The organism is Rhizobium sp. 22-785-1, assembly GCF_053521965.1.
Window position 1 is genome coordinate 865,797 of record NZ_JBNWDI010000001.1, and the last position, 26,700, is coordinate 892,496.

28 protein-coding genes and 1 pseudogene are annotated in these 26,700 nt (G+C 58.4%); 21 read left to right on the top strand and 8 right to left on the bottom strand.

The features are described 5' to 3' along the window. Positions 1-189: 189 nt before the first annotated feature. Positions 190-369, bottom strand: a complete 180-nt coding sequence (locus ACQZ5M_RS04050) for a hypothetical protein (protein WP_449079134.1) — start codon at positions 367-369, stop codon at positions 190-192. A 398-nt stretch (positions 370-767) separates the two neighbouring features. Here ACQZ5M_RS04050 and ACQZ5M_RS04055 point away from each other — a divergent pair, with 398 nt between their 5' ends. From ACQZ5M_RS04055 to arsH, 10 genes are all read left to right on the top strand, one after another. Next, positions 768-1,034, top strand: a complete 267-nt coding sequence (locus tag ACQZ5M_RS04055) for a hypothetical protein (RefSeq protein WP_296020011.1) — start codon at positions 768-770, stop codon at positions 1,032-1,034. A gap of 271 nt (positions 1,035-1,305) precedes the next feature. After that, positions 1,306-2,604, top strand: a complete 1,299-nt coding sequence (gene blh / locus ACQZ5M_RS04060) for a bifunctional sulfur transferase/dioxygenase Blh (RefSeq protein WP_449079135.1) — start codon at positions 1,306-1,308, stop codon at positions 2,602-2,604. Continuing rightward, a complete protein-coding gene (gene bigR / locus ACQZ5M_RS04065) occupies positions 2,595-2,933 on the top strand; it encodes a sulfite-sensing transcriptional repressor BigR (RefSeq protein ID WP_296020015.1) in 339 nt (112 codons plus the stop codon). Before blh ends, bigR begins: the two co-directional genes overlap by 10 nt. After that, a complete protein-coding gene (locus tag ACQZ5M_RS04070) occupies positions 2,930-3,340 on the top strand; it encodes a YeeE/YedE family protein (RefSeq protein ID WP_296020018.1) in 411 nt (136 codons plus the stop codon). The genes bigR and ACQZ5M_RS04070 overlap by 4 nt, the downstream gene beginning before the upstream one ends. Next, the gene (locus ACQZ5M_RS04075) at positions 3,337-3,783 is read left to right on the top strand and encodes a YeeE/YedE family protein (RefSeq protein WP_296102281.1); all 447 of its coding nucleotides are present in this window, start codon (positions 3,337-3,339) and stop codon (positions 3,781-3,783) included. Before ACQZ5M_RS04070 ends, ACQZ5M_RS04075 begins: the two co-directional genes overlap by 4 nt. A 112-nt stretch (positions 3,784-3,895) precedes the next feature. Beyond that, entirely contained in the window at positions 3,896-4,873 is a 978-nt protein-coding gene (locus tag ACQZ5M_RS04080) for a sensor histidine kinase (protein WP_296040657.1), read from the top strand. Positions 4,874-4,955: 82 nt separating this feature from the next. Further along, positions 4,956-5,327 carry an ArsR/SmtB family transcription factor gene (locus tag ACQZ5M_RS04085; RefSeq protein WP_296077406.1) on the top strand — a complete coding sequence of 124 codons (372 nt, stop codon included), beginning with the start codon at positions 4,956-4,958 and terminating at the stop codon, positions 5,325-5,327. Then, a complete protein-coding gene (gene arsB, locus ACQZ5M_RS04090) occupies positions 5,327-6,385 on the top strand; it encodes an ACR3 family arsenite efflux transporter (protein ID WP_296077408.1) in 1,059 nt (352 codons plus the stop codon). The genes ACQZ5M_RS04085 and arsB overlap by 1 nt, the downstream gene beginning before the upstream one ends. A gap of 2 nt (positions 6,386-6,387) precedes the next feature. Then, positions 6,388-6,810, top strand: coding sequence for an arsenate reductase (glutaredoxin) (gene arsC / locus ACQZ5M_RS04095; RefSeq protein ID WP_296077409.1), 423 nt, complete (start codon positions 6,388-6,390; stop codon positions 6,808-6,810). Continuing rightward, complete coding sequence (gene arsH, locus ACQZ5M_RS04100) at positions 6,767-7,513, top strand: arsenical resistance protein ArsH (RefSeq protein WP_296020033.1); 747 nt, start codon at positions 6,767-6,769, stop codon at positions 7,511-7,513. The genes arsC and arsH overlap by 44 nt, the downstream gene beginning before the upstream one ends. A 22-nt stretch (positions 7,514-7,535) precedes the next feature. Here arsH and arsK read toward each other — a convergent pair whose 3' ends face one another. The 5 genes from arsK to ACQZ5M_RS04125 form a co-directional block, all read right to left on the bottom strand. Next, positions 7,536-8,726: an arsenite efflux MFS transporter ArsK gene (gene arsK, locus ACQZ5M_RS04105; protein WP_296077413.1), complete on the bottom strand. Its 1,191-nt coding sequence runs from the start codon at positions 8,724-8,726 to the stop codon at positions 7,536-7,538. Next, positions 8,713-9,072: an ArsR/SmtB family transcription factor gene (locus tag ACQZ5M_RS04110; protein ID WP_296077415.1), complete on the bottom strand. Its 360-nt coding sequence runs from the start codon at positions 9,070-9,072 to the stop codon at positions 8,713-8,715. The genes arsK and ACQZ5M_RS04110 overlap by 14 nt, the downstream gene beginning before the upstream one ends. A 93-nt stretch (positions 9,073-9,165) precedes the next feature. Continuing rightward, on the bottom strand, positions 9,166-10,167 hold the full coding sequence (locus tag ACQZ5M_RS04115) for an alpha/beta fold hydrolase (protein ID WP_449079136.1): 1,002 nt from the start codon (positions 10,165-10,167) through the stop codon (positions 9,166-9,168). A 78-nt stretch (positions 10,168-10,245) separates the two neighbouring features. After that, a complete protein-coding gene (locus ACQZ5M_RS04120; RefSeq protein WP_296077417.1) occupies positions 10,246-10,662 on the bottom strand; it encodes a DUF2177 family protein in 417 nt (138 codons plus the stop codon). 93 nt (positions 10,663-10,755) lie between these two features. Further along, a complete protein-coding gene (locus ACQZ5M_RS04125) occupies positions 10,756-11,127 on the bottom strand; it encodes a DUF2147 domain-containing protein (protein WP_296077419.1) in 372 nt (123 codons plus the stop codon). Between the two features lie 177 nt (positions 11,128-11,304). On the opposite strand from ACQZ5M_RS04125, the gene ACQZ5M_RS04130 reads away from it, so the two are divergent. From ACQZ5M_RS04130 to ACQZ5M_RS04140, 3 genes are read left to right on the top strand one after another with little or no spacing between them, the layout of a single operon-like run. Further along, positions 11,305-12,093 carry a DUF1295 domain-containing protein gene (locus ACQZ5M_RS04130; protein WP_296040682.1) on the top strand — a complete coding sequence of 263 codons (789 nt, stop codon included), beginning with the start codon at positions 11,305-11,307 and terminating at the stop codon, positions 12,091-12,093. A gap of 1 nt (position 12,094) precedes the next feature. Then, positions 12,095-13,126, top strand: coding sequence for an SAM-dependent methyltransferase (locus tag ACQZ5M_RS04135; RefSeq protein WP_296077421.1), 1,032 nt, complete (start codon positions 12,095-12,097; stop codon positions 13,124-13,126). After that, positions 13,123-13,680, top strand: coding sequence for a hypothetical protein (locus tag ACQZ5M_RS04140; RefSeq protein WP_365999341.1), 558 nt, complete (start codon positions 13,123-13,125; stop codon positions 13,678-13,680). The genes ACQZ5M_RS04135 and ACQZ5M_RS04140 overlap by 4 nt, the downstream gene beginning before the upstream one ends. Here ACQZ5M_RS04140 and ACQZ5M_RS04145 read toward each other — a convergent pair. Continuing rightward, positions 13,653-13,862 carry a hypothetical protein gene (locus ACQZ5M_RS04145; RefSeq protein WP_296020052.1) on the bottom strand — a complete coding sequence of 70 codons (210 nt, stop codon included), beginning with the start codon at positions 13,860-13,862 and terminating at the stop codon, positions 13,653-13,655. The two genes, ACQZ5M_RS04140 and ACQZ5M_RS04145, sit on opposite strands and share 28 nt — an antisense overlap. A gap of 233 nt (positions 13,863-14,095) precedes the next feature. Here ACQZ5M_RS04145 and ACQZ5M_RS04150 point away from each other — a divergent pair, with 233 nt between their 5' ends. The 6 genes from ACQZ5M_RS04150 to ACQZ5M_RS04175 all read left to right on the top strand — a co-directional run bounded on the left by ACQZ5M_RS04150 (position 14,096) and on the right by ACQZ5M_RS04175 (position 21,003). Further along, positions 14,096-15,511, top strand: coding sequence for a phosphomannomutase (locus ACQZ5M_RS04150; RefSeq protein ID WP_296077423.1), 1,416 nt, complete (start codon positions 14,096-14,098; stop codon positions 15,509-15,511). A gap of 114 nt (positions 15,512-15,625) precedes the next feature. Continuing rightward, a complete protein-coding gene (locus tag ACQZ5M_RS04155; RefSeq protein ID WP_449079137.1) occupies positions 15,626-16,027 on the top strand; it encodes a group II truncated hemoglobin in 402 nt (133 codons plus the stop codon). Beyond that, positions 16,024-16,392, top strand: a complete 369-nt coding sequence (locus ACQZ5M_RS04160) for a DUF423 domain-containing protein (protein WP_296077425.1) — start codon at positions 16,024-16,026, stop codon at positions 16,390-16,392. The genes ACQZ5M_RS04155 and ACQZ5M_RS04160 overlap by 4 nt, the downstream gene beginning before the upstream one ends. A gap of 144 nt (positions 16,393-16,536) precedes the next feature. Next, positions 16,537-17,793, top strand: a complete 1,257-nt coding sequence (locus ACQZ5M_RS04165; protein WP_296077427.1) for a DUF2254 domain-containing protein — start codon at positions 16,537-16,539, stop codon at positions 17,791-17,793. 270 nt (positions 17,794-18,063) lie between these two features. Continuing rightward, positions 18,064-19,587 carry an ABC transporter substrate-binding protein gene (locus ACQZ5M_RS04170; RefSeq protein ID WP_449079138.1) on the top strand — a complete coding sequence of 508 codons (1,524 nt, stop codon included), beginning with the start codon at positions 18,064-18,066 and terminating at the stop codon, positions 19,585-19,587. A gap of 87 nt (positions 19,588-19,674) precedes the next feature. Continuing rightward, positions 19,675-21,003, top strand: coding sequence for a GH1 family beta-glucosidase (locus ACQZ5M_RS04175; protein WP_449079139.1), 1,329 nt, complete (start codon positions 19,675-19,677; stop codon positions 21,001-21,003). Positions 21,004-21,236: 233 nt separating this feature from the next. Here ACQZ5M_RS04175 and ACQZ5M_RS04180 read toward each other — a convergent pair. Further along, positions 21,237-21,542, bottom strand: a pseudogene (locus ACQZ5M_RS04180) (DUF2325 domain-containing protein); the annotation flags it as partial. A gap of 558 nt (positions 21,543-22,100) precedes the next feature. Between ACQZ5M_RS04180 and ACQZ5M_RS04185 the strand changes: the two are divergent. Continuing rightward, positions 22,101-23,288: an efflux RND transporter periplasmic adaptor subunit gene (locus ACQZ5M_RS04185; RefSeq protein ID WP_449079140.1), complete on the top strand. Its 1,188-nt coding sequence runs from the start codon at positions 22,101-22,103 to the stop codon at positions 23,286-23,288. A gap of 15 nt (positions 23,289-23,303) precedes the next feature. Continuing rightward, complete coding sequence (locus ACQZ5M_RS04190; protein WP_449079141.1) at positions 23,304-26,627, top strand: efflux RND transporter permease subunit; 3,324 nt, start codon at positions 23,304-23,306, stop codon at positions 26,625-26,627. Positions 26,628-26,700 lie beyond the last annotated feature (73 nt).

Below are 26,700 nucleotides of genomic sequence, written 5' to 3' on the forward strand. Positions count from 1 at the left end.
ATAGAAGAATGACCGATGCGTATCGAAGAATCCTTGCTTGAAGCTAACCGCTGAAACCAGTGGTCAAGTGTTCCCGCCCAGGGACCAAAAACAGCGTCGCGGATGAGGGACGCTACAATTTTACCGCTAAACGCCAACATCGCACAACAGCGCTTGACTCTGTTTCAAACAAGAACATAATAAGAACATTCAAACATCTACAGAGGCTTGGAGGCTTTCGATGATACGGCGTGTTGCGGTTCTGTGTGCAGTTCTTTCGGTCGCGCCAACCTTGGCGTTGGCGTGTTCGGAGCCTTCCAGCGACATTCGTACGCCCCGCGCACCGTCGAGGATTTCACAACCCTCCTGCTTATATTCGTCTAACTGCACAGAATACGATATCCGCTCCTACAAGAACGATGTGGGGTACTATATCGAAAGGCTGAACAGATATGCCAGGGACGCTGAATATGCAGCCGATGCGGCCAAGCAGTTTGCAAATGCGGCGGAAGAATATGCCAGATGCGAAGGCAGCAACGCCCAGTCCGCTGTTCGATGACCGTTGCAAGCCTTGATGCTCCATCCGGATCGTCTTCGCTGAGCGCACTGAAATGATCAAGACAACCGATATGAACGGACGGCATCCCGGCTGAAGACGGGTGCCTTGCCGTCGCTCGCTCATCCGCCCCCCAAAGAACCAGTCATCGCGGCAAGTCAGGCACCACTGATGACTGCCGTAAGTTTTGCCAGAATAGAAACCAACTCGAAATAGAGAGCAGGAGCTTACAATGAAGCGACTTATTCTTTCCTCCATTATGATACTTGCAGCCAACAGCGCCTTTGCCGAATGTGGAATGAACAGTTCCAAATGCTTCAAGAAAGACGGAAAGACGTATGAGCTTGAGCAAAAGCTCGGAGGCGGATACTCCGTCACTGAAGACGGCTCCAGTTACGGTGTCCTCTCGCAGAATTTGAGCGGCTCGTGGAAGCTGACCAAGCCGGACGGCACGACCGAGACGTTTGATCGCAAACCATCTTCCATTTCAAAATACTAGAGTTCTGCGCCCTCCATCGAGGGCGTGAAGGATGTTTCATCGTCTCACATCTCAGCCTTAAGCCCCGAAAATCGGTTTCGAGTTTCGGGGCTTAAGGCTTGGAAACAGCCATGATGCAGGCCTTCGCCGCATCTCATACTTGGCTTCCTGATCAGGCGGTCAGCCGCTGCGGTCAGTTGAATGCGTTGCACGGCATCTTTGACAACGGTCTTGCCATTCACATCATTATAAATTATAGAATATTATATAATGAATTTGAATGGAGGGAGTCATGCCAGTCAGCAAAATCTCCGAGACGTTGTCTGTCTCGACCCAGCCAAGCCTCGAGGAAATCAAGACGCTGCGCTCGCAAGGCTTTACCACAATCATCAACAACCGCCCCGATGGCGAAGACGACGCGCAGCCTGGCACGAAATCGGAGGCGCAGGCGGCGGATCAAGGTGATCTCGCCTATGCCTATATCCCTGTCACGCTCACAACGATTACCGAGGCCGATGTTCGGGCATTTCAAGCAGCACTCCTTCGCTCCAATGGGCCCGTTCTAGCCCATTGCAAAAGCGGCACCCGTTCCCTCAGCCTCCACATCATCGGTGAGGTCCTGGACGGGCGCATGGCAGCTGAAGATCTCCCTGCCTTCGGCCAGCAGCACGGCTTCGATACGAGTGCAGCGCAAAAATGGCTGACCCGCCATGCAGCACGTCGAGCGCAGGTAAAAGCCTTTTTCGACGCACGCACCTCGAGCGTTCAATATGTCGTTTCCGACCCGCAGACGGATAGGTGCGCCATCATCGATCCGGTCCTGGATTTCGATGAGAAGTCAGGTGCGACGGCTACGCGTCATGCCGATGCCATTCTCGATCACGTTCGCGATCGAGGCCTGACGGTCGAGTGGATTCTCGACACACACCCTCATGCCGACCATTTCTCCGCCGCCCACTATCTGAAGCAGAAGACCGGCGCGCATACCGCAATCGGCACACGTGTCGTTGACGTGCAGTCCTTGTGGAAAGACATTTATCACTGGCCGGAACTTCTTGCCGACGGTTCTCAATGGGACCGGCTTTTCGCCGATGGGGACAGCTTCAAGATCGGCTCCATCGACGCGCGAGTCCTGTTTTCGCCAGGGCATACGCTTGCCTCTGTCACCTACGTTATCGCGGACGCCGCATTCGTTCACGATACCCTGTTCATGCCCGATAGCGGCACCGCGCGCGCTGATTTTCCAGGCGGCGATGCCGCCGCCCTTTGGCGCTCGATCCAGGCTATTCTCGCGCTGCCAGACGAAACACGGCTCTTTACCGGGCATGACTACCAGCCCAATGGGCGCAGTCCACGCTGGGAGAGCACGGTTGCCGAACAGAAAGCGTCCAACCCGCATCTTGCCGGCGTGAGCGAGGATGAATTCGTCGCACTCCGGGTTAAACGCGACAGGACATTGCAGATGCCCAAGCTCATCCTGCATGCGCTTCAGGTGAATATTTGCGGCGGTCGCCTGCCGGAACCCGAAGAAAACGGCAAGCGCTACCTGAAATTTCCGCTGGATGCCTTGCAGGGAGCGGCGTGGGAATGACTATTGAACCCAAGGCAGCCACGCTCTCTCCCGCCGAAATGGCGGGCCGCGCCACAGAGGTTGCCAGCCTCCTCAAGACATTGTCGCACCCGGCGCGGCTGATGATTGTATGCACCCTGATCGAGGGTGAATTTTCCGTTGGCGATCTGGAGGAGAGGATCGACCTTCATCAACCCCATCTTTCCCAGCACCTGACCGTGTTACGAAATTCCGATATCGTGGAGACACGGCGTGATGGCAAGCAGATCTTCTATCGCCTCACGGAGCAGAAGGCCGTTCAACTGATCGCCGCCCTCTACGATATTTTCTGCGTGAGGGATGAGCCATGAGTCTTTATTTCTCCTCTCTCGCAGGCGGCATGTTGATCGGAGCCGGGGCAGTCATGCTTCTGCTGCTGAATGGCAAAATTGCAGGAATAAGCGGCATCGTCGGGCGTCTGGCCCGGGGCATTGGGCTTTCCACCAATCTTGCCTTCATTCTTGGGCTGATACTGGGACCGCTTGTCTATTTCTATCTTTTCGATGACTGGCCGGACATTCACATCGCCACAGGCTGGCCGCTGATCATTGTAGCCGGGCTGCTCGTAGGCTTCGGTTCGCGCATGGGGTCGGGCTGCACCAGCGGCCACGGCGTGCTCGGCCTCGCGCGGCTATCGCCGCGCTCGATTGCGGCAGTCGCGACCTTTTTGACCACAGGTGTCATCGCAGTTACGGTCTTGAGAGGGTTTGGATTATGAAGCACACAAAATTGCAGCTTCCCGCAGCACTCGCATCCGGTCTTGTCTTTGGCTTCGGCCTGTCGCTTTCAGGCATGCTCAACCCCTCTCGCGTCAAAGCCTTTCTGGATGTTTTCGGCGCTTGGGACCCAAGCCTTGCCTTTGTTCTGGGCGGGGCCGTCGTCATTGCCGCCATCGGTGTCCAGGTCATGAAGCGGATGGACGGCCCTCTCCTTGATGCCACCTTTCATCTGCCAGAGGGCCGCAGCATCGATACGCCACTGATCATGGGTTCGGCGCTCTTTGGTCTCGGCTGGGGCATTGGCGGTTTCTGTCCAGGTCCAGCGGTTGCGTCTCTCTCGGTCGCATCGCTTAAAGGCGACATACCGCAGCTGTTCCTCTTTATTATCTCGATGCTGACCGGCATGGCGTTTCACGACCGGATCTGGAGCAGACAGCGTTAAGGTCAAACCCGAGCGCCGCTTCGAAATTCTCTGTCTTTCACGCCTTAAATAGTTATGATATCGAATTATACTGCGTTTTCTTAATACCCTTTTTTATTCAAGGTCTTCTTCATTGTTCGAGGGTCCAGACAGTTTTCGTTTCGTCGCCGCTGCATTCGCCGCGTCTGATGATTGCATCAAGGTCATCGCGATCGACGGTTCGTTACAGTTCATGACCGAAGGTGGCCAGCGGATAATGGAGGTGGACGACTTTTCGGCGATAAAAGGGTGCTACTGGCCGGACTTTTGGCAGGGAATAGGCAACAAGGATGCAATCGCGGCCATCGATGAAGCCCGCGCCGGACGCGCTGCCCGCTTCACCGGCTATGCCAATACCGCCAAGGGAAATGAGCGCTACTGGGACGTGAAGGTTTCGCCGATCTTCAACGAACAAGGCGCTGTCGAAAGCATCCTCTCCATTTCAAGAGACATCACCGCGCTCAAGGCGTTCGAGGACGAACAGATCCTCTTGCGCAACGAACTGGCCCACCGCATCAAGAACATCCTAGCGCTCGTCCAGGCCGTCGCCTCGCAGACGCTGAAAGACGATGCCGATATGGCGACGGCAAAGCCAACCTTTCTTTCGCGTCTGGGCGCTCTAAGCCGTGGTCATGAAATCCTCATCAACGCGCAACACAGCTCCACCCAGATGAGTATGCTGGCAGACGCTGTGGTACAGGATCATGGGACAGACCGCGTTGCGGTCGATGGGCCGGAGATCAACCTCTCGGCCAAATGCGCGCTGGCACTGACGCTCGCTTTCCATGAGCTGGCCACCAATGCGCTGAAATATGGCGCGCTTTCCAGAGAAACCGGCCGTGTCTCACTGACCTGGACCATCAGCTCAGAAACCGGCGAACCCATGCTGCACCTCACCTGGCGGGAAACCGGTGGCCCGGAAGTGTCTGCACCTTCGCACAAGGGGTTTGGATCGCGGATGATCGAAAAGGCGCTCTCCTCCTATCTCGGCGGGACGAGCTGCATCGATTATCGAAAAGACGGGCTTGTGTTCTCCATCTCTGCGCCGGTCGTGAATCTGACTGAGAATTGAAAAAAGTCGCTGGCGCTGGTGTTTTTAACATCGGCACCTTGCAAACAGTTGACGGCATCAAAATATCCATTATTCTGGATATATGGATACCAACCAGGCCATCGCAGCGCTGTCGGCCCTTGCGCAGTCTACTCGTCTTGAAACCTTCCGCCTGCTCGTCAAGGCGGAGCCAGATGGCGTGCCGGCTGGTGAGTTGGCGAAACTGGTGGACGTGCCGCAAAATACCATGTCGGCACATCTCGGCATCTTGCAGCGTGCAGGCGTTGTGAGAAGCGATCGGCAGAGCCGATCCATCATCTACCGCGCCGACCTTGACGGTTTGCGCGCACTCACGCTTTTTCTGCTCAAGGATTGCTGCAACGGGAACGCTGACCTCTGCGCGCCGCTGATCGCCGATTTGATGCCCTGCTGTACGGCTGAAACGGCAGGTTCAAACACCAGAAAGACAAGTTGATGTCCGCATTCGAACGCTACCTGACGGTCTGGGTCTTTCTCTGCATTCTGGTCGGCGTTGCGCTGGGCCACTTGGTACCCGGTGTCTTTCACGCGGTGGGCATGGCAGAGATCGCCAAGGTCAATATACCCATCGCCTTGCTGATCTGGTTGATGATCATCCCGATGCTGCTGAAAATCGATTTCGGCTCTATGTCAAAGGTCGGGCGCTACTGGCGCGGCATCGGCGTGACGCTGTTTATCAACTGGGCGATCAAGCCGTTCTCCATGGCGCTTCTCGGCTGGCTGTTCATCGGCTGGCTGTTTCGCCCGATTCTGCCGGCAGATCAGATCCAATCCTATATCGCGGGTTTGATCATCCTTGCTGCGGCGCCCTGCACGGCAATGGTTTTCGTCTGGTCGAATCTGACGAAGGGCGAGCCGCATTTCACCCTGTCGCAGGTGGCGCTGAATGACGCCATCATGATCATCGCCTTCGCGCCGATCGTCGGCCTACTTCTCGGCCTCTCCTCCATTACCGTGCCCTGGGATACGCTGACCATCTCGGTCGTTCTTTATATCCTTATCCCGGTTGCCATTGCGCAAGTGCTTCGCAAGGTGCTGACCGCTGACGGAACGACGAGGGCGCTGGATGCCTGGCTTGCCCGGCTGCAGCCGCTTTCCCTGGTCGCGCTGCTGGCAACGCTCGTCCTTCTCTTCGGCTTTCAGGGCGAACAGATCGTCAAGCAGCCTGCGATCATCGGACTTCTTGCGATCCCGATCCTGATACAGGTCTACTTCAATTCCGGCTTAGCCTATCTTCTCAATCGGGTATCGGGCGAGCAGCACTGCGTGGCGGGGCCATCGGCCCTGATCGGCGCCAGCAATTTCTTCGAGCTGGCGGTAGCAGCAGCCATCAGCCTGTTCGGTTTCCAATCAGGTGCGGCACTTGCCACCGTCGTCGGTGTCCTCATCGAGGTACCCGTCATGCTCTCCGTCGTCTGGATCGTGAACCGCTCGAAGGGCTGGTACGAAAGCGCCTCATCCGTTTCAAAGAACACCCGAACAGAAGGCACATAACCATGCATGTCACTATCTACCACAACCCATCCTGTGGCACGTCGCGCAATACGTTGGCCATGATCCGGAATGCCGGTATCGAACCCACCGTCGTCGAGTATCTCGAAACTCCGCCGTCACGCGCAGAACTGAAGACCATGATTGCCGATGCGGGGCTAACGGTCAGGGAAGCGATCCGGGAAAAGGGAACGCCCTATGCTGAGCTCGGGCTGGATGACTCTACCTTGAGCGACGAAGAGTTACTGGATGCGATGGTGAAAGAGCCGATCCTCATCAACCGGCCATTCGTGATCACGCCGCTCGGCACAAGACTGTGCCGCCCATCTGAAGTGGTGCTCGATATCCTGCCCGATAGCCACAGGGGCGCGTTCACCAAGGAGGATGGAGAAAAGGTTCTCGACCAGGAGGGAAAGCGCGTTGTCTGAACCCCTGCCCGCGTTGAACCGCGAACATCTTCATCCGATCGATGCAGAAGCCCTGCGGCCTGCCATGTCCACGCATAGGCCAAGGATATTGATCCTTTACGGCTCGCTGAGGGAGGTGTCCTATAGCAGGCTTCTCGCCTTCGAAGTCCGTCACCTGCTGGAGCAGCTGGGATGCGAGGTCCGGCTATTCGATCCGGCTGGACTACCGCTTCCGGATGAAGCACCAGCCAGCCACCCGAAAGTGCAGGAGCTTCGTGACCTTTCCCAATGGTCGGAGGGGCAGGTGTGGATCAGCCCGGAACGTCACGGCGCCATGACCGGCATCATGAAATCGCAGATCGACTGGATTCCCTTGTCGCTCGGTTCCGTTCGTCCAACCCAGGGCAAGACCCTGGCGGTGATGGAAGTATCCGGCGGGAGCCAGTCCTTCAACGCCGTCAACCAGATGCGTATTCTTGGCCGCTGGATGCGGATGATCACGATCCCCAACCAGTCCTCCGTCGCCAAGGCCTTTGAGGAGTTCGATGCTGAGGGGCGGATGAAACCTTCCTCCTATTACGACCGCGTCGTCGATGTCTGCGAGGAACTGGTGAAGTTCACCATTCTTACACGCGATGCCTCCTCCTATCTGACCAGCCGTTACAGCGAGCGAAAGGAAGAGGCTGCCGCGCTCGAGAAGCGGGTGTCGCTGAACTCCATTTGACCGACCGTGGCGCTTGTGCCGGTTAAGCCCGGCATGAGCGCGCAACCACGATGAAGGCAGCGATGCTGATGGCCCCGAGGCCCGCATTGACGGCCAGCGCAAAGCTCAAGCCGACATTTTCCATGGCAGCGGCAAAGGCGAACGGCGCGACAGCGCCGACCGCCAGACGGGCGGCGGTCAGCTTGCCGGTGAGCGCGCCATATCCCTGCGACCCGGCGAGATAGAGAGGCAGGCTGCCTTGGGCGATGCTGTTGATGCCGGAACCGAGGCCCAGACAGATGGCAAAGGCTACCGCACCCGGCAACCAGTCCGCACTCGCAAGCAGGATCACGACGCCGGAAACGATCAAGCCTGCCGATAGGACAGCAAGCCCGGGTGGCGACAGGCGCTTCCCGAAAACCATATTGATCAGACGGCTAAGAACCTGTGCCGGCCCAAAGAGGGAGCCGATCACTACCGCTGCAGCACCCAGTCCAAGCGACCCCAGCATGGGCACCAGATGCACCAGCATTGCCGAGAGCGTAAATCCTAAAAGCGCGAAAGCAATGGAAACGATCAGCAGGGTCCGCTCGCGCCGATGAGCAGGCACCGCCCCCACAACGGTTGGTCGCGCATGACAAGGCGCACCACGCGCAGTTTTGCTTCGGCTCCTGATCCAGACATGCAGCGGCATGCAGACAAGAAGATTGAGCGCGGCAAAAACGAGATAGACCTCACGCCAGGAAAGATGGTTGGCAAGGACCGTGGTAATCGGCCAGAAGATCGTCGAGGCAAAGCCTCCGATAAGCGTCAGATAGGTGATGCTGCGTGAGGCGCTATGAGCATCGCTCTCGACCAACGTCGCGAAGGCCGCCTGATACTGCACCATACCGGACGAAACCTCCAGCAGGATGATCGCAATCGCAAAGGTGGCGACCGAAGGCGCTGCGGCGCAGAGTACGAGCATGAGTGATGCCAGTGCAGACCCCGCCGCCATAATGGTTGCCGCTCCCAGGCGATCCATTTGCCGGCCAATGTAAATCGCCGATAGTCCGCCGATGAACAGGGAAACAGAGAAAACCCCGAAGACTTGCGCCAGCGACAGCTCCAGATCCTCTGCCATTCCCGGGGCCAGTATACTGAAGCTGTAATAGAGCGTGCCATAACCGAGGATTTGCGTCAGGCCGAGCGCCGAAACAATCGATGCCGAGACTCTTGACTCAACCACCGACATTCACCCCCGCAGCAGACCGGCAACGGTTTTCACCCGGCTGAACACTCTGCCGGATTGCAGAATGGCCGGCGCAGCAGTCTTCCATGAGAAATGTGACTAGGTCGGCCAACGTCGCGTAATTGGCACGATAGACGATAGAGCGCGACACGCGCTGCCGGACAATCAAGCCGGACCGCTCCAGTTCCTTTAAATGGAACGAGACATTGGTGGCAGACACACCCATGAGTTCGGCAATTCTGCCAGCCGCAAGTCCTTCTTCCCCGGCCACCACAAGCGCACGCACGATACCGAGCCGGGTTTCCTGCGACAGTGCCGCAAACGATGACAGAGCCTGATGCTTATCCATATTTCAATAATCCTTGAATTATTGAATAGAGGCATAGCACGTGACATGGCGATCGGCAACGCGGGATGTTGCTCCTGAAACAGATGGGAGCCGCTACAGCGTGCCTTTGTCGCTGGCGATCTTGCTTTCGAGCGTCCTGGCGATAGCCTTGAGATTGCGCGGTTTGCCGGCGATCTTTTCCAGCGCAGCTATGACGAGGTCGCGTGCGACATAATCCGATTTATGCCCGAGATTGTGAACGACGACGAGCTCTGCGCCCGGCACATCGCGCGCCAGATGCTTGGAGTGGATCTCGGTCGAGACGACTCCGTCCTTGTCTCCGGCGATGATGATCGTTTTTGCTCTGATGTCCTTGTAATGCGCGGAGGCGTCTTTTGCCCAGCCATTCAACGCGCCTACTTCCTGGGCGTTGTGGCGGAAGGCCGCAGGGCGGAGCGCACGATACGCCTTGGTCTTGGAGACGTAATCGGAAGGCATCGGGTTTGGCGCAAAGACCCCCTTCACCGCACTGTTCAGCGCTAGAAGCCCGGCAGGTGGCGCAATCAGCGTGCTGAAGAACACCCCGGCCACGGGCGCGCGTGCGGCATCATAATACCAGCTGATCCCACCCGGCCATGGGTAGAGCGCAGGCGACAGGAACACCAGACCCTCCACCATATCCTTGTGGCGAAGGGCAAAGGCCGCGGTGATCGCCCCTCCGAAGGAATGACCGACGATGATCGCCTTGCGAATGCCGCGCTTCTTCATCGCCTGGGCAATGGCGTCGGCCTGCGCATCCGGAAGAATGTTCTCCTTCGGGCCGATATCGGAAAGGCCATGCCCCGGCCTGTCGACAAACAGCAGCGTCGCACGACCTTTCAGCGGCTCGCCGAACGCATAAAGCGGATCGTAAAGGCTCGTGCTGGCCCCATGGATGAAGACGATTGGCGGCAGATCGGCTTGCTTCCCCGCAGGCACGATGATGCTGTTCAGCTCGAAGCCGCCAACATCGACCCTAGCCTCACCCTTTGCTGGACTATCCGCTGCTGCAATGGCAGGCGTCATAGCGCTCATGGCAAGAACCGTTCCAAGCATCGGCAGCAAAGTGTTGGGCATGATGGTCCTGAAGAAAAAGGTCTTATGAGGGTTTAAACCCGGCCCTCTCGAAAGGCGAGATGGAAATGGCAGGTCTCGTCAATGGGTGGAGCGTCGGTTCATTTTTCCCGTGAGCCAGCAGGAGCCAAAGGCAGTAGCCGCAGACAGGACCGATCCCCAGATCAGGTCCGCGATCGTGAGTGTCGTTGGCCAGGTGACGAGGGTCGCCTGATTGGTGAGATCGTAGGTGCCGTAGGCGGCAAAGCCGAAAAACGCGCCGTTTCGCAGAGCCACACTCAGGCTTTCCCGTTCTAGGCCCGGCAAAACTGCAAAGAAGGTGAGTGCTGCGCAATAGATCAGATAGAACAGCACGGCGGGGGCGAGCCGGAATTGCGGCGCAAGCAGGTCGCCGAGCAGCGGACGGTACAGGATATCGGCCATCGTACTCAGCCATACCGCATCAATGGCCAAAAAGAAGACCATGGTTGCTATGTAGGCGATGACGAAGCGTTTCATGGGAACTCCTGAAGCCCGAGACGGGCTAGATATGGATGGAACGACGGGCGAGACCGCACAGGTTTCAGGCAATCTCGCCGGAAGCGTTCCGGATCAGTTGATGCGCGTCCAGTTAACGCCCTTGCACAGGATACCCGCCAAGACGCATCCTTTGGTCGTCATGCTGTTGCCTTTCACCGATACGGTAAGCTTATAGGTAAGGTCGCGTTGCGGATCGAAAGCGGTACCGGAATATCCGCCACCGGATGTCGGCTTGATGCTCATGACCAGCTTGTCGCCGGTTTTTTCCTTGGGCGTGCCGGGTTTGATCCAGGTGTTGACCGCGCAGATATCGGAGCCGCAGGGTGCAATCTTGACCTTGGCGTTGCCGTCGCCTCTTGCCCATTGACCTTCGATAGTGTCGGCAAATGCACTGCTGGTGCTGATAACAAGGGCAAATATGGACAGTTTCAGAGCTGTTTTCATGCTGAAATCCTCTTACTATACGCAGTCTGCGCCGGGTGATGACGAGAACAACGCGCCGACCACGGTTTCGGATCACAAGAAACCGGACAAGAATTTTTTTCTTCCGCGAGGAAACCGCAGACACCGCTCATCCGTAGATTTGGATTATATAGGCTCGATCACGGAAAGCACCTTTCGATGGATGTCCTCTTCCTGTTTCTCATCGCCATTGGCCTCTCGCTTGCCATGGTAGCGGCCTGGGCCGTGCAGCGCCGCACCGGCGCCAGCGGCTGGATCGACACGATTTGGTCCTTTGCGATCGGCATCGGCGGCATAATCGCGATCCTGATTGCCTCCGGCACGACGCAGCGCAGGCTCGCAGCGTTTCTTCTGATCGTTGTCTGGTCCATTCGTTTGGGAAGCCATATCGGCTTTCGAACGAAGGGTGGTGGCGAAGATCCGCGCTATGCCAAGCTCATAGAGGAATGGGGAGGCAGCGCTTCTAAACGTCTCTTTCTTTTCCTGCAAATTCAGGCTTTAGCTGGGTTTATTCTGGTGCTCGCCATTTATCTGGCGGCATTCAATACGGCGTCCTTCCCGCATTCGCTCGATCTCGTGGCAGTTGTGATCGGACTTCTCGCCGTCGCGGGCGAAGCGCTTTCCGACCGGCAGCTCACGCGTTTTCGCAAGAAGCCTGAAGCGAAGACGGAAGTGTGCGAAGAGGGTTTCTGGCGATACTCTCGCCACCCCAATTATTTCTTTGAATGGCTCTACTGGTGTTCATGGCCACTTCTGGCTCTGACTGGCCCCTCGCCCTTCGCATGGGCGGCACTTTTGGCGCCCGCGCTGATGTATTGGTTGCTCGTCCATGCATCGGGCATACCGCCGCTCGAAGATCACATGCTGCGCTCGCGCGGCGAAAAGTTTCGCGCGCTTCAGCGTCGCGTCAACGCGTTTTTCCCCGGACCACGCAAAGAGGAGGCATGACATGAATATGTTGGCATTCGCCATCAACGCTGCGGAAAAGGCACCTCTTTCCGATAGTCTGACACTGACCGGCATCGACTTCCTCTGCAACCGCACCAAGCGCCGACTTGAAAAGGTACCGGACGGCGACGAACTGGCCTTTGCCCGAGACATGGCGGACTTCCCGGTCGCAACCCATACGGATGAGGCCAATCGACAGCATTACGAGGTTCCGGCCGAATTCTTCTCGCTGGTCCTTGGTCCGCAGCGCAAATATTCCTGCTGCTACTATCCGAGCGACACCACTACGCTGGCCGATGCCGAAACCGCCGCCCTGGCAGAAACCGTCAAGCACGCCGATATCTACGACGGCATGGATATCCTCGAACTTGGCTGCGGATGGGGTTCGCTTTCACTCTATCTGGCGCGGCAATTTCCCAATTCCCGCATCACCTCCGTTTCAAATTCCTCCTCCCAGCGTGCCTATATCGTTGGCGAAGCCGAGCGGCAGGGTCTGACCAACCTGACCGTCATCACTGCTGACATGAATGACTTCGCGCCATCGGGCATCTACGACCGTATCGTTTCGGTGGAAATGTTCGAACACATGTCCAACTGGCGGGCGCTGTTTGAACGCACCAACGGCTGGCTAAAGACGGATGGCCGTTTGTTCATCCATGTCTTCACCCACAAGAACCGCTCCTACCGTTTCAATCCGGACGATCCAGCCGACTGGATCGCGCATCACTTCTTCACCGGCGGTATCATGCCGGCGCACGACCTGCCGCATCGGTTTGGCGATGTGTACGCGGTGGAGGCGGAGTGGCGTTGGTCCGGCACTCATTATCGCCGCACGGCCATGGACTGGCTTGCCAATTTCGACCGCGAATCTGAGCGTATCAGGCCGATCCTGCAACGCGTCTATGGAAAGGACGCCGCGCTCTGGCATCGGCGCTGGAGACTGTTTTTCCTCGCGACCGCCGGGCTCTTCGGCCACGACCAGGGTCAGGTTTGGGGCGTCGGACACTACTTGCTGAAACCGGTCGGCAAATGATGCCGTCCGGTCGAAATGGCAGACAAGACGCCCTCACGGCGGCCACGGTAACGGTTGCCTGGGTTATCGTCGCCAACAAGCCATTCTACCCGCCAACGATCTGGTGGGTGGTGGGCAACGGCGTCGAGGCGGCGTGGATCAGCGTCCTTTCCATGCCCTTCTTCCTCGCCATCCCGTTTATCGCCAAGCGTTCGGCACTCGCAGCAAGGATCGCACTGCCGGTCATCGGGACGATCGATACCGTGTTCGAAACGAAACTTTTCGGCACCGGATCGGGGACCGAGCTATTCTTCGCCGCCTGCATCATGCTGGTAGCACTGTCCTTCAGGGCGAGCGAAAAACTCTGGCAGATCGGCCTGACGGGCTTCGTCTTTGCCGGCTTCCTGGCCACCCGGTATCTGATTGGCGACGCGCTTCACCTCTGGAGCGCGCAGGATCTGGGCAAACTCTTCAACCTCAATGCTTTCGCCGTCGCCTGCCTCACCGCTTTTATCGCGCTGCGCTATTCAGGCATTCGAGGCGCCGATCACTCCTCCGGCACCAACCCGTCATAAACTTCGAGCAGGGCTGCGGAGATTGCCGCACCCAGCGCATTTGCCGCCTCGCGAATGTCCTCCTCCTTGCCATCGCGCGATGCAATGGCAAGCTCGGAAGCCTCCACCGCGATAATCGCCTTGGCGCGCTCAATAGCCCAGAGGCCGAAATCGCCACGATTGTCGATCGATACAGTGTCCATTCTATCCTATCCCGTAAACGTCACTCGCCGGTATAGAACATGGATCGAAAGACACCAAGCTTGGCGCATGACTGCTATGGCGACAAGAAAACAGACCCTTCCAACGTCAGCGGCAATAGAATACCACCGTTTAGGCGATGGAGCGGGATCAATGCCGGACGTTTGGCGTTAGGGATGGCGAGGGCCTCTCATAAACAGGCCGCCGACAGTTACAGCATAAGGAGCTTTGTCAGATGAGTCTGAAGTTTGGAACGAGCGGTTTGCGCGGTCTTTCGGAAGATTTGAAGGGTAAGGCCTCTTCCCTCTACGCCACGGCCTTTGCCCGGCACCTGCTGAACGCTGGGTTGGCGCAACCTGGCGATCCGATCCTGATTGGCCAGGATTTTCGTGACTCCAGCCCCGCCATCGCGTCAAGCTGTATCGCAGCGCTAGAGGGCGCAGGTTGGAAGCCGATCGATTGTGGCGCGCTGCCCACACCTGCCCTTGCGCTTTATGGCCTGTCTCTCAAGGCGGCTGCGCTGATGATCACCGGCTCGCATATCCCGGCAGACCGGAACGGCATCAAATTCTACCGTCCCGATGGCGAAATCGACAAGCAGGATGAAACAGCAATTGCCGATCTGGCTGCGAACCTGAAGCAGGACGAACTGACGGAAGAAAAAGGCGCTGCCCAAACCCGTGCCGCCGAAGCGACCCGGCTCTTTTACGAGCGCAACATCGGCCTCCTGCAGGAAAATGCGCTGCAAGGCTTGAAGATTGGCGTTTATCAGCACAGCACGGTGGCGCGGGATCTATTTGTCGATGTACTGGCGCATTATGGCGCAGAGGTCATTGCGCTCGGTCGTTCCGAAAGTTTCATTCCGGTGGACACCGAAGCCGTTTCTCCTGAAACGCTGGAGAAGTTGAAAGCCTGGGCGCCCGAGCATGGGTTGGACGCGATCGTATCTGCCGATGGCGATGGTGATCGACCCCTTCTGGCGGATGAAACCGGCACACCGTTGCGTGGCGATCTGATCGGCCTCATCACTGCCAACTTCCTGAAGGCACAGGTCGTCGTCACACCGGTTACCTCCAATTCCGGTATCGAAGCGGCAGGCGAGTTCCAAGTTGTCCGCACCAAGGTTGGTTCGCCCTTCGTCATTGCCGGTATGGCGGACGCGCTCGGCGAGGGAAGCGATCGCATCGTCGGCTTCGAAGCCAATGGCGGTTTCCTGACCGGAACCCCCTTTAACCTGCATGGCAAGATCATCGCGCCGTTGCCAACCCGAGACTGCTTCCTGCCGATCCTCGCAACGCTGCAATTGAAAGCTTTGGAGAAGAAAAAGCTCTCGCAGATTGCCGCAGCCTATAGTCTGCCCGTCGCCGCAGCCGACCGCCTGCAGAATTTCGCTCAGGAGAAAAGCTCGGCGCTGATGGAGCATCTGCGTGCCTCGCGCAGCAATCTCGAGCAGTTCCTGCGCCCGGTCGGCGAAGTCCAGTCCACGAGCGATATCGACGGGTTGCGGGTCACATTGACTAATGGCAACACCATCCACTTCCGCCCGTCCGGCAATGCGCCGGAAATGCGCTGCTATGTGGAAGCGGCCAATGAAGACGAGGCCAATGCGTTGCTCAATCAAGGACTGGATCTCATCCGCAATTTCGGCTGATCCGTTCAACCCATCACCCGGATGCGGCGACGCAAATTGCCGCATCCACCGCCTTTACGATTGCACTTTGCGTGGTTACGCGCCAGAAAGCGGATCAGACGGAGGCGGCACGGCTTGGCAGACGAAACGATCACTCTCTATGAAGCCATTGGTGGCGACGCGACGGTTCGCGCCCTGACCAGGCGCTTCTATGAGCTGATGGATACCCTTCCGGAAGCTGCGCATTGCCGCGCTATCCACCCGCCGGATTTGACCGGCAGCGAAAGCAAGTTCTACGATTACCTCACCGGCTATCTCGGTGGACCGCCCGTTTATGTGGAAAAACACGGCCACCCAATGCTGCGCCGCCGCCATTTCGTTGCACCCATTGGCGCAACGGAGCGCGACGAGTGGCTGCTGTACTTCCGACGCGCGATGGATGAAACAATCGAGAACCCGAAGTTGCGCGAAATCATCTGGGGACCGGTCGAGAAACTGGCCTTCCACATGCAGAACCGGGAGGAAGGCCAGCAATGAAAGATGGTATTTTGAGAGCCGCGACGCTGTTTCTGGGCGGCCTGCTCGGCGCATCCGGCGTTGCACTTGCTGCGGCCGCCACCCACACCGGCGCCACCTATATGCTTGGCAACGCGTCTGCCATGTGTCTAGCCCATGCGCCGGTGCTGCTTGGCCTCCATCTCGGCTGGGACCGTATTAAAACCGCCCTGCCCTCTGCCATTCTTCTGGGTCTGGGCACCGCACTTTTCGCCGGTGATCTGGTGTCGAAGCATTTCACCGGCGCAAGCCTTTTTCCCATGGCAGCACCTGCTGGCGGGCTTGGCATGATTTTCGGCTGGCTGGCGCTTTCACTTTCGGCCTTCTTCAAGACCGCGCGCGACTGACCTGACGACGAGAGCCGCCGCGGCAGGCCATCAGCGCCGGCTGCGCTAGAGACGGAACGCCGTTTGCGTAACCTCGTTATCGCTCCAACAGAGTATTCAAGCCGGCGGCGACGGACGATCGGGCTGCAATGGAGCGGGGGCTAAATGACATCGAAATGGCAGTGGTGGATCAACCAGATTGTCCGGCGGATATGGTTCAGGGCCACTCTGTTTTCACTCGGAGGCGTCGCATCCGCGCTTCTCGCCGTTGCCTTTTCCTCTTACATTCCTGCAGATCTTCCGGCGAAGATCGGCGCTGACGCTGTCGACAAGATCCTCGGCATCATCGCGTCGAGCATGCTGACGGTCACTACCTTCTCCTTGAGCACGATGGTCGCCGCCTATTCGGCAGCAACCAACAATGTCACGCCGCGAGCCACCAAGCTCGTGATGGAAGACAGCACGACACAAAACGTGCTGGCCACTTTCGTCGGCTCTTTCCTCTTCAGTCTCGTCGGCATCATCGCGCTGGCGACCGGTGTCTACGGCGACCAGGGCCGGGTCATTCTTTTCGTCGTGACGATCGGCGTCATCATTCTCATCATCGTCACCTTGCTCCGGTGGATCGATCATCTCTCACGCCTCGGTCGCGTCACCGAGACGACCGAGAGGGTGGAAAAAGCGACCATAGAAGCCCTTCGGGCCTGGATAAAAAGTCCCTGCCTTGGCGGGAAAAAACTGGAGGAGAATGATCCGAGGCTCGGCGCGCCAAACACGCCCGTCCACCAGCCAAAGGTCGGCTACGTCCAGCATGTGGATGGTGGCGTGCTGGGGCAAATCTCGGAAGAATTCGACATAGACATCGCAGTGGTGGCGATCGCCGGCAAGCTTGTTGCCCCGAATATTCCCCTGGCCTGGATTGTCGGCGACGTCGATGAAGAGGTCCAAAAGCGCATAGCCTCAGCGTTCACGATCGGCGACGTGCGGTCCTTTGACCAGGATCCCCGTTTCGGTGCCGCGGTTCTGGCTGAAATTGCGTCCCGGTCATTGTCGCAAGCGATCAACGATTCCGGAACTGCGATCGATTTGATTTCGAGATACATGCGTGTCTTGGCCGTCTGGGATGAACACGCCGACGATATCGATGTGCAATATCCAGGTCTGCATGTCGCGCCCATCAGGCTCGAAGATGTCTTTGATGATCTCTTCATTCCGCTTGCCCGGGACGGCGCCGCGATCGTCGAAGTGGGCATTCGATTGCAGAAAGCGTTCATCACGCTTTCCGGATTTCGCCACCCCGAGTTCAGACGCATTGCCCTTCACCATTCGAGAAGCGCAATAAAGCGTGCCGAGGCAACATCGATGATCGAACAAGATCTGGCTAAGCTCCGGCGCGTAGCAGGCCTTTTGGAAGCAGCCTAAGCCCGAGCGACGCAGCCAGGCAACGGCACATCTCCTACCCTCACCGCCGGTTACTTCGCTCGAGGCACGACTCGCGGGTGACGGCTACGTTTTGGCGCGTTTCCGCCACGAGACGCATGCCGCATCACATCGATTTTCGTCGAGCCCTACCAATGTTTCTTGCACGCAGCTTTGCTGCGCAAACGCATTTGACAACGCAAATCATCCCGCTACAGTATGACGCAATAAGAATGCATATTCCATTATTATGGATTTAATAGAGGGAACGTCATGCTTAAACGCACTCTGCTTGCAGCCTCCTTGCTGTTCTTGCCAGCCATCTCCACCCCCACTCTTGCCAGCGGTGTCGTCAATGTCGCCACCATCGGCGAACCACCCACACTCGACCCAATGGCCTCGACCGCCGATGTGGTGGGCATGATCACGCAGCATATCTTCGAGACGCTCTTCACATTCGATGCCGAATGGAATGTCGTTCCGCTGCTGGCCGAGGGCATGCCGACCGTCTCGGCCGACGGCAAGACCTATGACATCGTCCTGCGCAAGGGCATCAAGTTCCATGACGGCGCCACCATGACATCGGCCGATGTCGTCGCCTCGATCGAGCGTTGGGCAAAGATCGCATCGCGCGGCAAGCAGGTCGCACCCTATCTGACTTCGGTTACCGCCAAGGGCGATGACGCCATCCAGATCGTGCTGAACAAGCCCTATGCACCCCTGCTGTCGCTTCTGGCCTTCAACAACTCCGCCGCCGTCATCATGCCGAAGGCAAATCTTGCCGAAGACCCATTGACGAAGATCATCGGCACAGGCCCTTACATGCTGAAAGAACGCAAGGCCGACCAATATATCCAGTTGGTCCGCTTCGATGGCTACCAGTCGCGTTCGGAAGCGGCCAACGGTTTTGGTGGTGCGCGCAAGGCCATCCTGGATGAAGTCCGCTTCGTGCCTGTCCCCGACGCCAACACCCGCCTCGAAGGTGCCGTCTCCGGGCAGTTCGACTATGCCGATTCTCTACCGCCTGAAACCTTCGACCGTCTGAAGGCGTCGCAGGCTTCCGAGCCTGTGGTGCTGAAGCCCTATGGTGCGCCGGTTATGGTGATGAACACCAAGGAAGGCGTGCTTGCCAATAAGGAGATGCGTCACGCCATCCAGGCCGCGCTGAACCCGGAAGACATGCTGCTGGCCGCCTTCGGCAATCCGGAATTCTTCGCCGTCGATGGCGCGCTCTATCCACAAGGCTACACATGGCACACGGAAGAAGGCATCGAGCGCTATGGCGCGGGCGACCCCGAAGCTGCGGCAGCCATGGCCAAAAAAGCCGGCTATGACGGCGAAAAGCCAATCCGCATCCTGACCAGCCGCCAGTATGAATTCCATTACAAGATGGCGCAGGTCGCAGCCGAATATCTGAAGGCCGCCGGCTTCAAGGTCGAGCTTGGCGTGTTCGACTGGGCAACGCTCACAACCCGCCGCGCCGACCCGAAACTGTGGGATATCTTCATCACCCACGGCCCGTTCCCGCCAGAGCCGATTCTTAATGGCTGGATGTCCGACAGCTATCCCGGCTGGTGGTCGACGCCTGCCAAGGCCGCATCAGTCGAGCCCTTCATTGCTGAATCCGATCCTGAAAAGCGCAAGGCGCTGTTCACCGAAATCCAGAAGGTCTTCTATGAGGAAGCCCCGGTCTACAAGGTCGGTGACTTCAACGCGCTCAGTTCGAAGAAGAAGACGCTCAAGGACTTCACGCCATCGCCCTGGCCCTATTTCTGGAATGTCAGCACCGGCAACTGAGTGCAACTCTCCTCCCAAGAACATACGTGTCCCGCATCCCGCGTGGGGCACGTCGCAAGCTTCCTTCATCGATAATGAGCACATGTCATGACGCGATCCTTTCCCAAGGACTTTCTCTGGGGCGTCGCCGCCTCCGCCTTCCAGACAGAAGGCGCCGTCAACAAGGATGGCCGCGGCCAGAGCGTATGGGATGTCTATGCCCACACGCCGGGCCGCACCACCAATGGCGAGACGGCGGACATCGCCTGCGATCACTACCATCGCTATCCGGAAGACATCGGCCTGATGAGCGGTCTCGGCGTCGGCGCCTACCGCCTGTCGACCGCATGGCCACGCATTTTCCCCGAAGGGTCGGGTCAGATGAACCAGCGCGGGCTCGATTTCTACGATCGCGTTATCGACCTCCTTTTGCATGAAGGCATCGAGCCGTGGATCTGCCTGCATCACTGGGACATGCCGGTGGCAGTGGAGGAAAAGGGCGGCTGGCGCTCACGCGAGACGCCCAAGATCTTTGCCGATTATGCCGCGACGATTGCCCGGCACTTTGGCGACCGCGTCAAGCGCTTTGCCCCGATCAATGAACCGAATGTCATTCCCTGGGTCGCCTATAATGTCGGCCGCCACGCGCCGGGCAAGCAGTCCTACGAGGACAGCCTGAAAGCCATCCACACGCTGAACCTCGCCCATGGCTATTCGGTCAAGGCCGTGCGCGCGGAAGCACCAAAGGCAGAGGTCGGCAACATCGTCTCGCTTGGTCCCGTTCGCCCGCATTATGACGACGCTGCTCACGAGGAAGCCCGCATTCTGGGCGACTGCCTGTGGCGCCGCGTTACCGTCGATCCCCTGTGGCTAGGCACCTACCCAGAGCCGATCGGCAGGGAAATGGAGCCGCTGATCATCGGCGACGACATGGCCGACATCAACCAGACAATGGATTTCTTCGGGCTCAACCACTATAATCCTGTCTTCGTCGGCCCCAACAAGAACACGACCTTCGGCGTCGCAGAAACCGCGCCGCCTACCGGCATGGGGCCGCTGACAGACGTCAACTGGGTCGTCGATCCGCAGGCATTCCTTGAACAGATCCGCGACACCAGCGAGCGCTATAACAAGCCGACGATCTACATCACGGAAAATGGCGCGTCATATCCGGACGCTCTCGGCCCTGACCGCAAGGTCATCGACAAGGATCGCATCGCCTATTTCGAAGGATATCTGAACGTCCTTCTCGACGCGCTGGAAGAAGGCCACGATATCCGGGGCTATTTCGCCTGGTCGCTGATGGACAATTTCGAATGGGGTCGCGGATATTCCAAGCGGTTCGGTCTGGTCTATGTCGATTACCCGACACTGCAGCGAATTCCGAAAGCGTCGTATCACTGGCTGAGCGACGTGATCCGGAAAAACGCTTTGTAGAGGGCGACAAGAAACTCTCCCGCGGAGAGGCGGCAGCGCAGCCTGAACCTCTCCGTCATCCTCGGGCGTGACCCGAAGGTCCATGTTTTCCAAACGCATACGGGTGCGGCTGTGGATCCTCGGCTCAAGGCCGAGGATGACGGGAGAACACGAAGACACATCATGAACTTGAGACGCCTTAAAGTCCTGCTCCACCCCCGCTCACAGACAACGGGGCGCTAGCGCATCAGCCCTTAATTCGCACCGCGCTCATTCATCGTCTGCAGCGCCCGCTCAAGGCTCGACTTGCTACCGTTGCGCAGCGGGATAAACGTCTTGCCGAACTTCTTGCAGCCGGATTTGACGCGCAGACACGCGTCGTGGCTGATACAGTCGATGGGGCAGAAGACGCAGTCGACCGAAGGCAACAGCGTGTCGATGCGGGACACCGCTTCGCGCAACCCCCCGTCATGATGGATCAGTTCGGCATCGAAATTGCTGGCGATCTGACGCAGATGCGCCACCTGGCAATCGCGCCCGCCGACATAGAGAAAGCTTTTCGGACCGGACGGTGCCTGCTGCTGGACGGATGTCACTGGCGATTGAGAGCGTTCATCCTGCTTGCCCCGGACTGCCTTCTTTTTCTCTTTCCGCGCCATGCCTCACCTTGCTGTTGAAACCCGACCCTCCGCCGGTTCTTGCCGCCACGATATTAAAGATGAGTTTTAGAGTAAAGAATAAAGTTGATGATAATCGTCATGTTTTCTCGTCAAGATGGTCCGCCTTGGGAAAAACACGTAACCACCAGCGATCTCAGCCCGTAACTGTCGATCCCGATCGCGAGCCATTATTCATAAATGTATAGCCGAACCTCTGGCTACACGGATTGAAAAGTAGCGATTGCGCATTTAAATTCCCTGTACAAGAGCTCTTACCAAGCTTGCGCCAGGGGGATGGGACACGCTGGTGCAGTATCGTCGAAATCAAAGTTCGGAAAACCGGATGGACGCCGATATCGTATAACGGTCTAACGAATATCGCATGCACTTCTCGCTTGGGATAAACGGCGCCGATGATGGCGCACGAGCATCACGCGACCCACTTTGGACGGACACATTATGCGCATCGCACCGATTGCAGGTTTTACTGCCCTTCTTCTTCTCGGCTCGGCTCTCCAGACGGTGGCATGGGCAGAAGGCGAGCCCGTGCAGGCAAGCCGCAATAACCTGCCCTCCATCGTGGTAACGGAAGTCGCGAAGCGCGATCTTGTGGACCGCGTGATTGCCACCGGCACCATTCGCCCGGTGGACGAAATTTACGTGCAGCCACAGGTCGAAGGCCTTGCCGTCGATAGGCTCAATGTCGATGTTGGTGACAAGGTGGAAGCGGGTGCGGTTCTGGCCGAGCTTTCCCGCGACAGCCTGGTTTTGCAGAAGAGCCAGCTGGAAGCCAACAAGGCAAAGGCGCAAGCGGCTGTAGCGCAAAGCAAGGCGCAGGTCATCGAAGCCCAGGCCAATCTGGATGACGCCGTCCGCCAGAAGGACCGCGCCGCCCGCCTCGGCCAATCCGGCTCGGGCTCCGTGTCTCAAGTCGAGCAGACCGCAGCGGCGGCAGATGTGGCCAAAGCCCGGCTGGAAGCCGCCAGGCAGACCGTGACGGTCGGCGAGGCCGATATCAAGGTGGTGGATGCGCAGATCGAGGATATTGATCTGAAGCTTGCGCGCACCGGCGTGAAGACGCCCGTTGCAGGCATCATCTCCGCCAAGAATGCCCGCATCGGCGCCATCGCCAGCGGGTCGGGCAATCCGCTTTTCACGGTCATCAAGGATGGCGCGATCGAACTCGTCGCCGAACTGTCGGAAACCGACATTCAGAAGATCGAAGTCGGCCAGAAGGCAAGCCTGACGGTCGCCGGTGGCAATCGCAAGATCGAGGGCACGGTACGCATCGTCTCACCGACCGTCGATCCAACGACGCGCCTTGGCTCGGTTCACATCGTACTGCCGGCCAATAGCCCTGCGCGAGCGGGCATGTATGCGAACGCCGATATCATCGTTGCCTCTGCCAATGCGCTTGCCCTCCCCTTGTCGGCGGTCATCTCCGGTCGCGAAGGCTCCACCACGCGCAGGGTGGAAAATGGCGTCGTCAAGCAGGTGAAGATCGAGACCGGCATTCAGGATTCCGGCTTCGTGGAAATCAAGCAGGGCCTGTCGCTCGGCGATAAGGTCGTGGAGAAGGCAGGCGCGTTCGTCCGCGACGGTGACAAGATCAACCCGGTCCCGGCTGCTGCCGCGGCCTCGAACTAAAGCGAAGGCAAAACCATGAACTTCTCTGCATGGTCCATCCGCAATCCGATTGCGCCGCTGCTTGCCTTCGCGCTGCTGATTTTCCTCGGCATCAAGGCATTCTACGACCTGCCGATTACACGCTTCCCCAATATCGACGTTCCTGTCGTTGCCATCACGGTGACGCAGAGCGGCGCCTCGCCCTCCGAGCTGGAGGCGCAGGTGACGAAGGAAGTGGAAGATGCCGTCGCCTCGATCAGCGGCATCGATGAAATCCAATCCACCGTGACCGACGGTCAGTCGCTGACGACTGTTCTCTTCCGCATCGAAAAGCCGACAGAAGAGGCCGTGCAGGATACCAAGGACGCGATCGACAAGATACGCTCCAATCTGCCCGCCGGCATCGAAGAACCCGTCGTCAGCAAGATCGACGTCGAAGGCCAGGCGATTCAGACCTTTGCGGTCTCCTCGCCGAACATGACGCTGGAAGAGCTCTCCTGGTTTGTCGATGACACGATCAAGCGCGCACTCCAGGGGCAGCCAGGCGTCGGCAAGATCGACCGCTACGGCGGTGCCGATCGCGAAGTGCGCGTGTCGCTCAATCCATCGAAACTCGATGCCTATGGCATTACCGCAGCCGAGGTGAACAACCAGCTGCGTGGCACCAATATCGACCTCGGCTCCGGTCGCGGACAAGTGGGCGGCAACGAACAGACGATCCGAACGCTCGGTGACGCGCGCAACGTGGCGGAGCTTTCCAGCACCACAATCGCTCTGCCCAACGGAAACTTCGTCAAACTATCGGAACTCGGACGGGTAACCGATACGTACGAAGAGCCAAAATCCTTCTCGCGCTTCAACGGCAACCCGGCCGTCACCTTCGCCGTCTTCCGCGCCAAGGGCGCCAGCGAAGTGACAGTGGCCGAGACCGTAGCGCAGAACCTCGACAAGGTTCGCACCGACCATCCGGATGTCGCCATCCAGATGGTGGATGATTCCGTTTACTTCACCTACGGCAACTACGAAGCCGCTCTCCATACGCTGATGGAAGGCTCGATCCTCGCCGTCATCGTGGTTTTGCTCTTCCTGCGCAACTGGCGCGCCACCCTCATTGCCGCCGTGGCCCTGCCGCTGTCGGCCATCCCCACCTTCTGGGTGATGGATCTGCTCGGCTTCTCGCTCAATCTCGTCAGCTTCCTGGCGCTGACGCTCGCCACCGGTATTCTCGTCGACGATGCGATCGTGGAGGTGGAAAACATCTCGCGACACATCAAGATGGGCAAGACGCCCTATCGCGCAGCGCTCGAAGCTGCAGATGAAATCGGCCTTGCGGTGATCGCCACCAGTTTCACCATCATCGCCGTCTTCGTGCCGGTCTCGTTCATGCCGGGCATTCCCGGTCAGTACTTCATTCAGTTCGGCCTCACCGTCGCCTTCTCCGTCTTCTTCTCGCTGATGGTCGCGCGCCTGATCACGCCGCTGATGGCTGCGTACCTCATGCGCGCCGACGATGCTGTCGACGATCATCACGACAATGACGGTCGCCTGATGAAGGCCTATACGCGCATGGTAACGGGAACGACGCGCAAATGGTGGGCACGTTATCTGACGCTGCTAGGTGCGATCGGCTTCCTTGTTGCATCGCTTATGCTTCTTGCCCAAGTTCCCGGCAGCTTCCTGCCGCCGGACGACTCCTCACGCGTCGTTCTGTCAATCGAGCTTCCGCCGAATGCAACGCTGGATGAGACGGACGCCACGACCGCCAAGATCAACAACGCGATCAAGGGCATCGATGGCGTCGAAAGCGTCTTCATCCTCGGCGGCGCTTCGCCAAAAGGCGATCTGGAACTGCGCCGCGCAACGGTGCGCGTCATCCTGAAGAAGATCGACCACTCTCTGCTGAAAACCGTCGTCAATGATGGCCTCGGCTCTCTCCCGCTCATTGGGTCTTATCTGCCAAAGGTCGAAGATAATGGCAGAACCCGACCGCAATGGGATGTGGAACGCGAGATTTTTGCCAGCATCCACGGCATTCCGGATGTGCGCATCATAAAGCTCAACGACCGTGGCGAGCGCGAACTGACCTTCAACTTCCTCTCCTCCAGCGAGGAGGATTTGAACAAGGCAGTCGGCATCCTGGAAACGCGCCTGCGCGCTTCGCCGATCCTTGCCAATGTCAGCTCCGAGGGCGCACTGCCGCGCCCCGAATTGCAGATACGCCCTCGCAAGGACCAGATCGCCCGCCTCGGCATTACGCCGCAGCAGATCTCGCAGACCGTACGCGTTGCCACTATCGGCGATATCGATGCGCAGTTGACGAAGATCTCACTCGATGACCGGCAAATCCCGATCCGTGTCCAGACATCGCTTGATGTCAGGCGCGATCTGGCTGCCATCCGCGCACTGAAGATCAAGACTGCTTCCGGGGCCACGGTTCCCCTCTATAGCGTTGCCGATATCGACTACGCGGAAGGCCCAAGCTCGATCAAGCGCAATGACCGAAGCCGCGTCGTCGCCATCGGCTCCGACGTGCCTTTCGGCACAGCCCTCGATACGTCGACGGCTGAGTTCAAGCGGATCGTCGAAGAAACGCAGCTTCCGTCCACCGTCCGCCTGGCGGAAAGCGGTGATGCCAAGGTGCAGGGCGAAATGCAGCAGGGCTTCGTCAATGCCATGCTGCTTGGCCTGCTTCTGGTGCTTGTGGTTCTCATCCTGCTCTTCAAGGACGTGATCCAGCCCTTCACCATTCTCTTCTCACTGCCGCTTGCGATTGGCGGTGTGGCTGTGGCACTGATCGTGACGCAGAATGCACTCTCCATGCCGGTTCTCATCGGCATTCTGATGCTGATGGGCATCGTCACCAAGAACGCCATCCTCCTCGTCGATTTCGCCATCGAGATGCGCCGTCACGGCATGGAGCGCGTTCACGCCATGGTGGAGGCGGGGCGCAAGCGTGCCCGCCCGATCATCATGACCTCGATCGCCATGTCGGCTGGCATGCTGCCATCCGCGCTCGGCGTCGGCGAAGGCGGCTCCTTCCGCGCCCCGATGGCAATCGCCGTGATCGGCGGCATCATCGTCTCGACGGTTCTGTCGCTCATCGTCGTCCCGGCTTTCTTCCTGATCATGGACGATCTCTCTGGTCTCCTCGCCCACCTGTTTAGCCGCTTCGTCGGCAAGAAAGAGGACGAGCATCCGATCCTGTCATCGGAAGAACTGTCGAACGTCGCGCGAGAAAACAGCCAGGCAATCGCTGCCATGGACGAGCGGATTTCGGCAGTGGAGAAAAACACACCAAAGGATGCCCGCACTGGCAAATCCGACAATGTGCTTCGACTTCCGCCTCTCGCGGCGGAGTGACGTTCTCCAGCCTTCGATCATGTCGCGCAACATAAGGCGTTCTGCGCGACATGATTTTCTATCTGCAACGCTG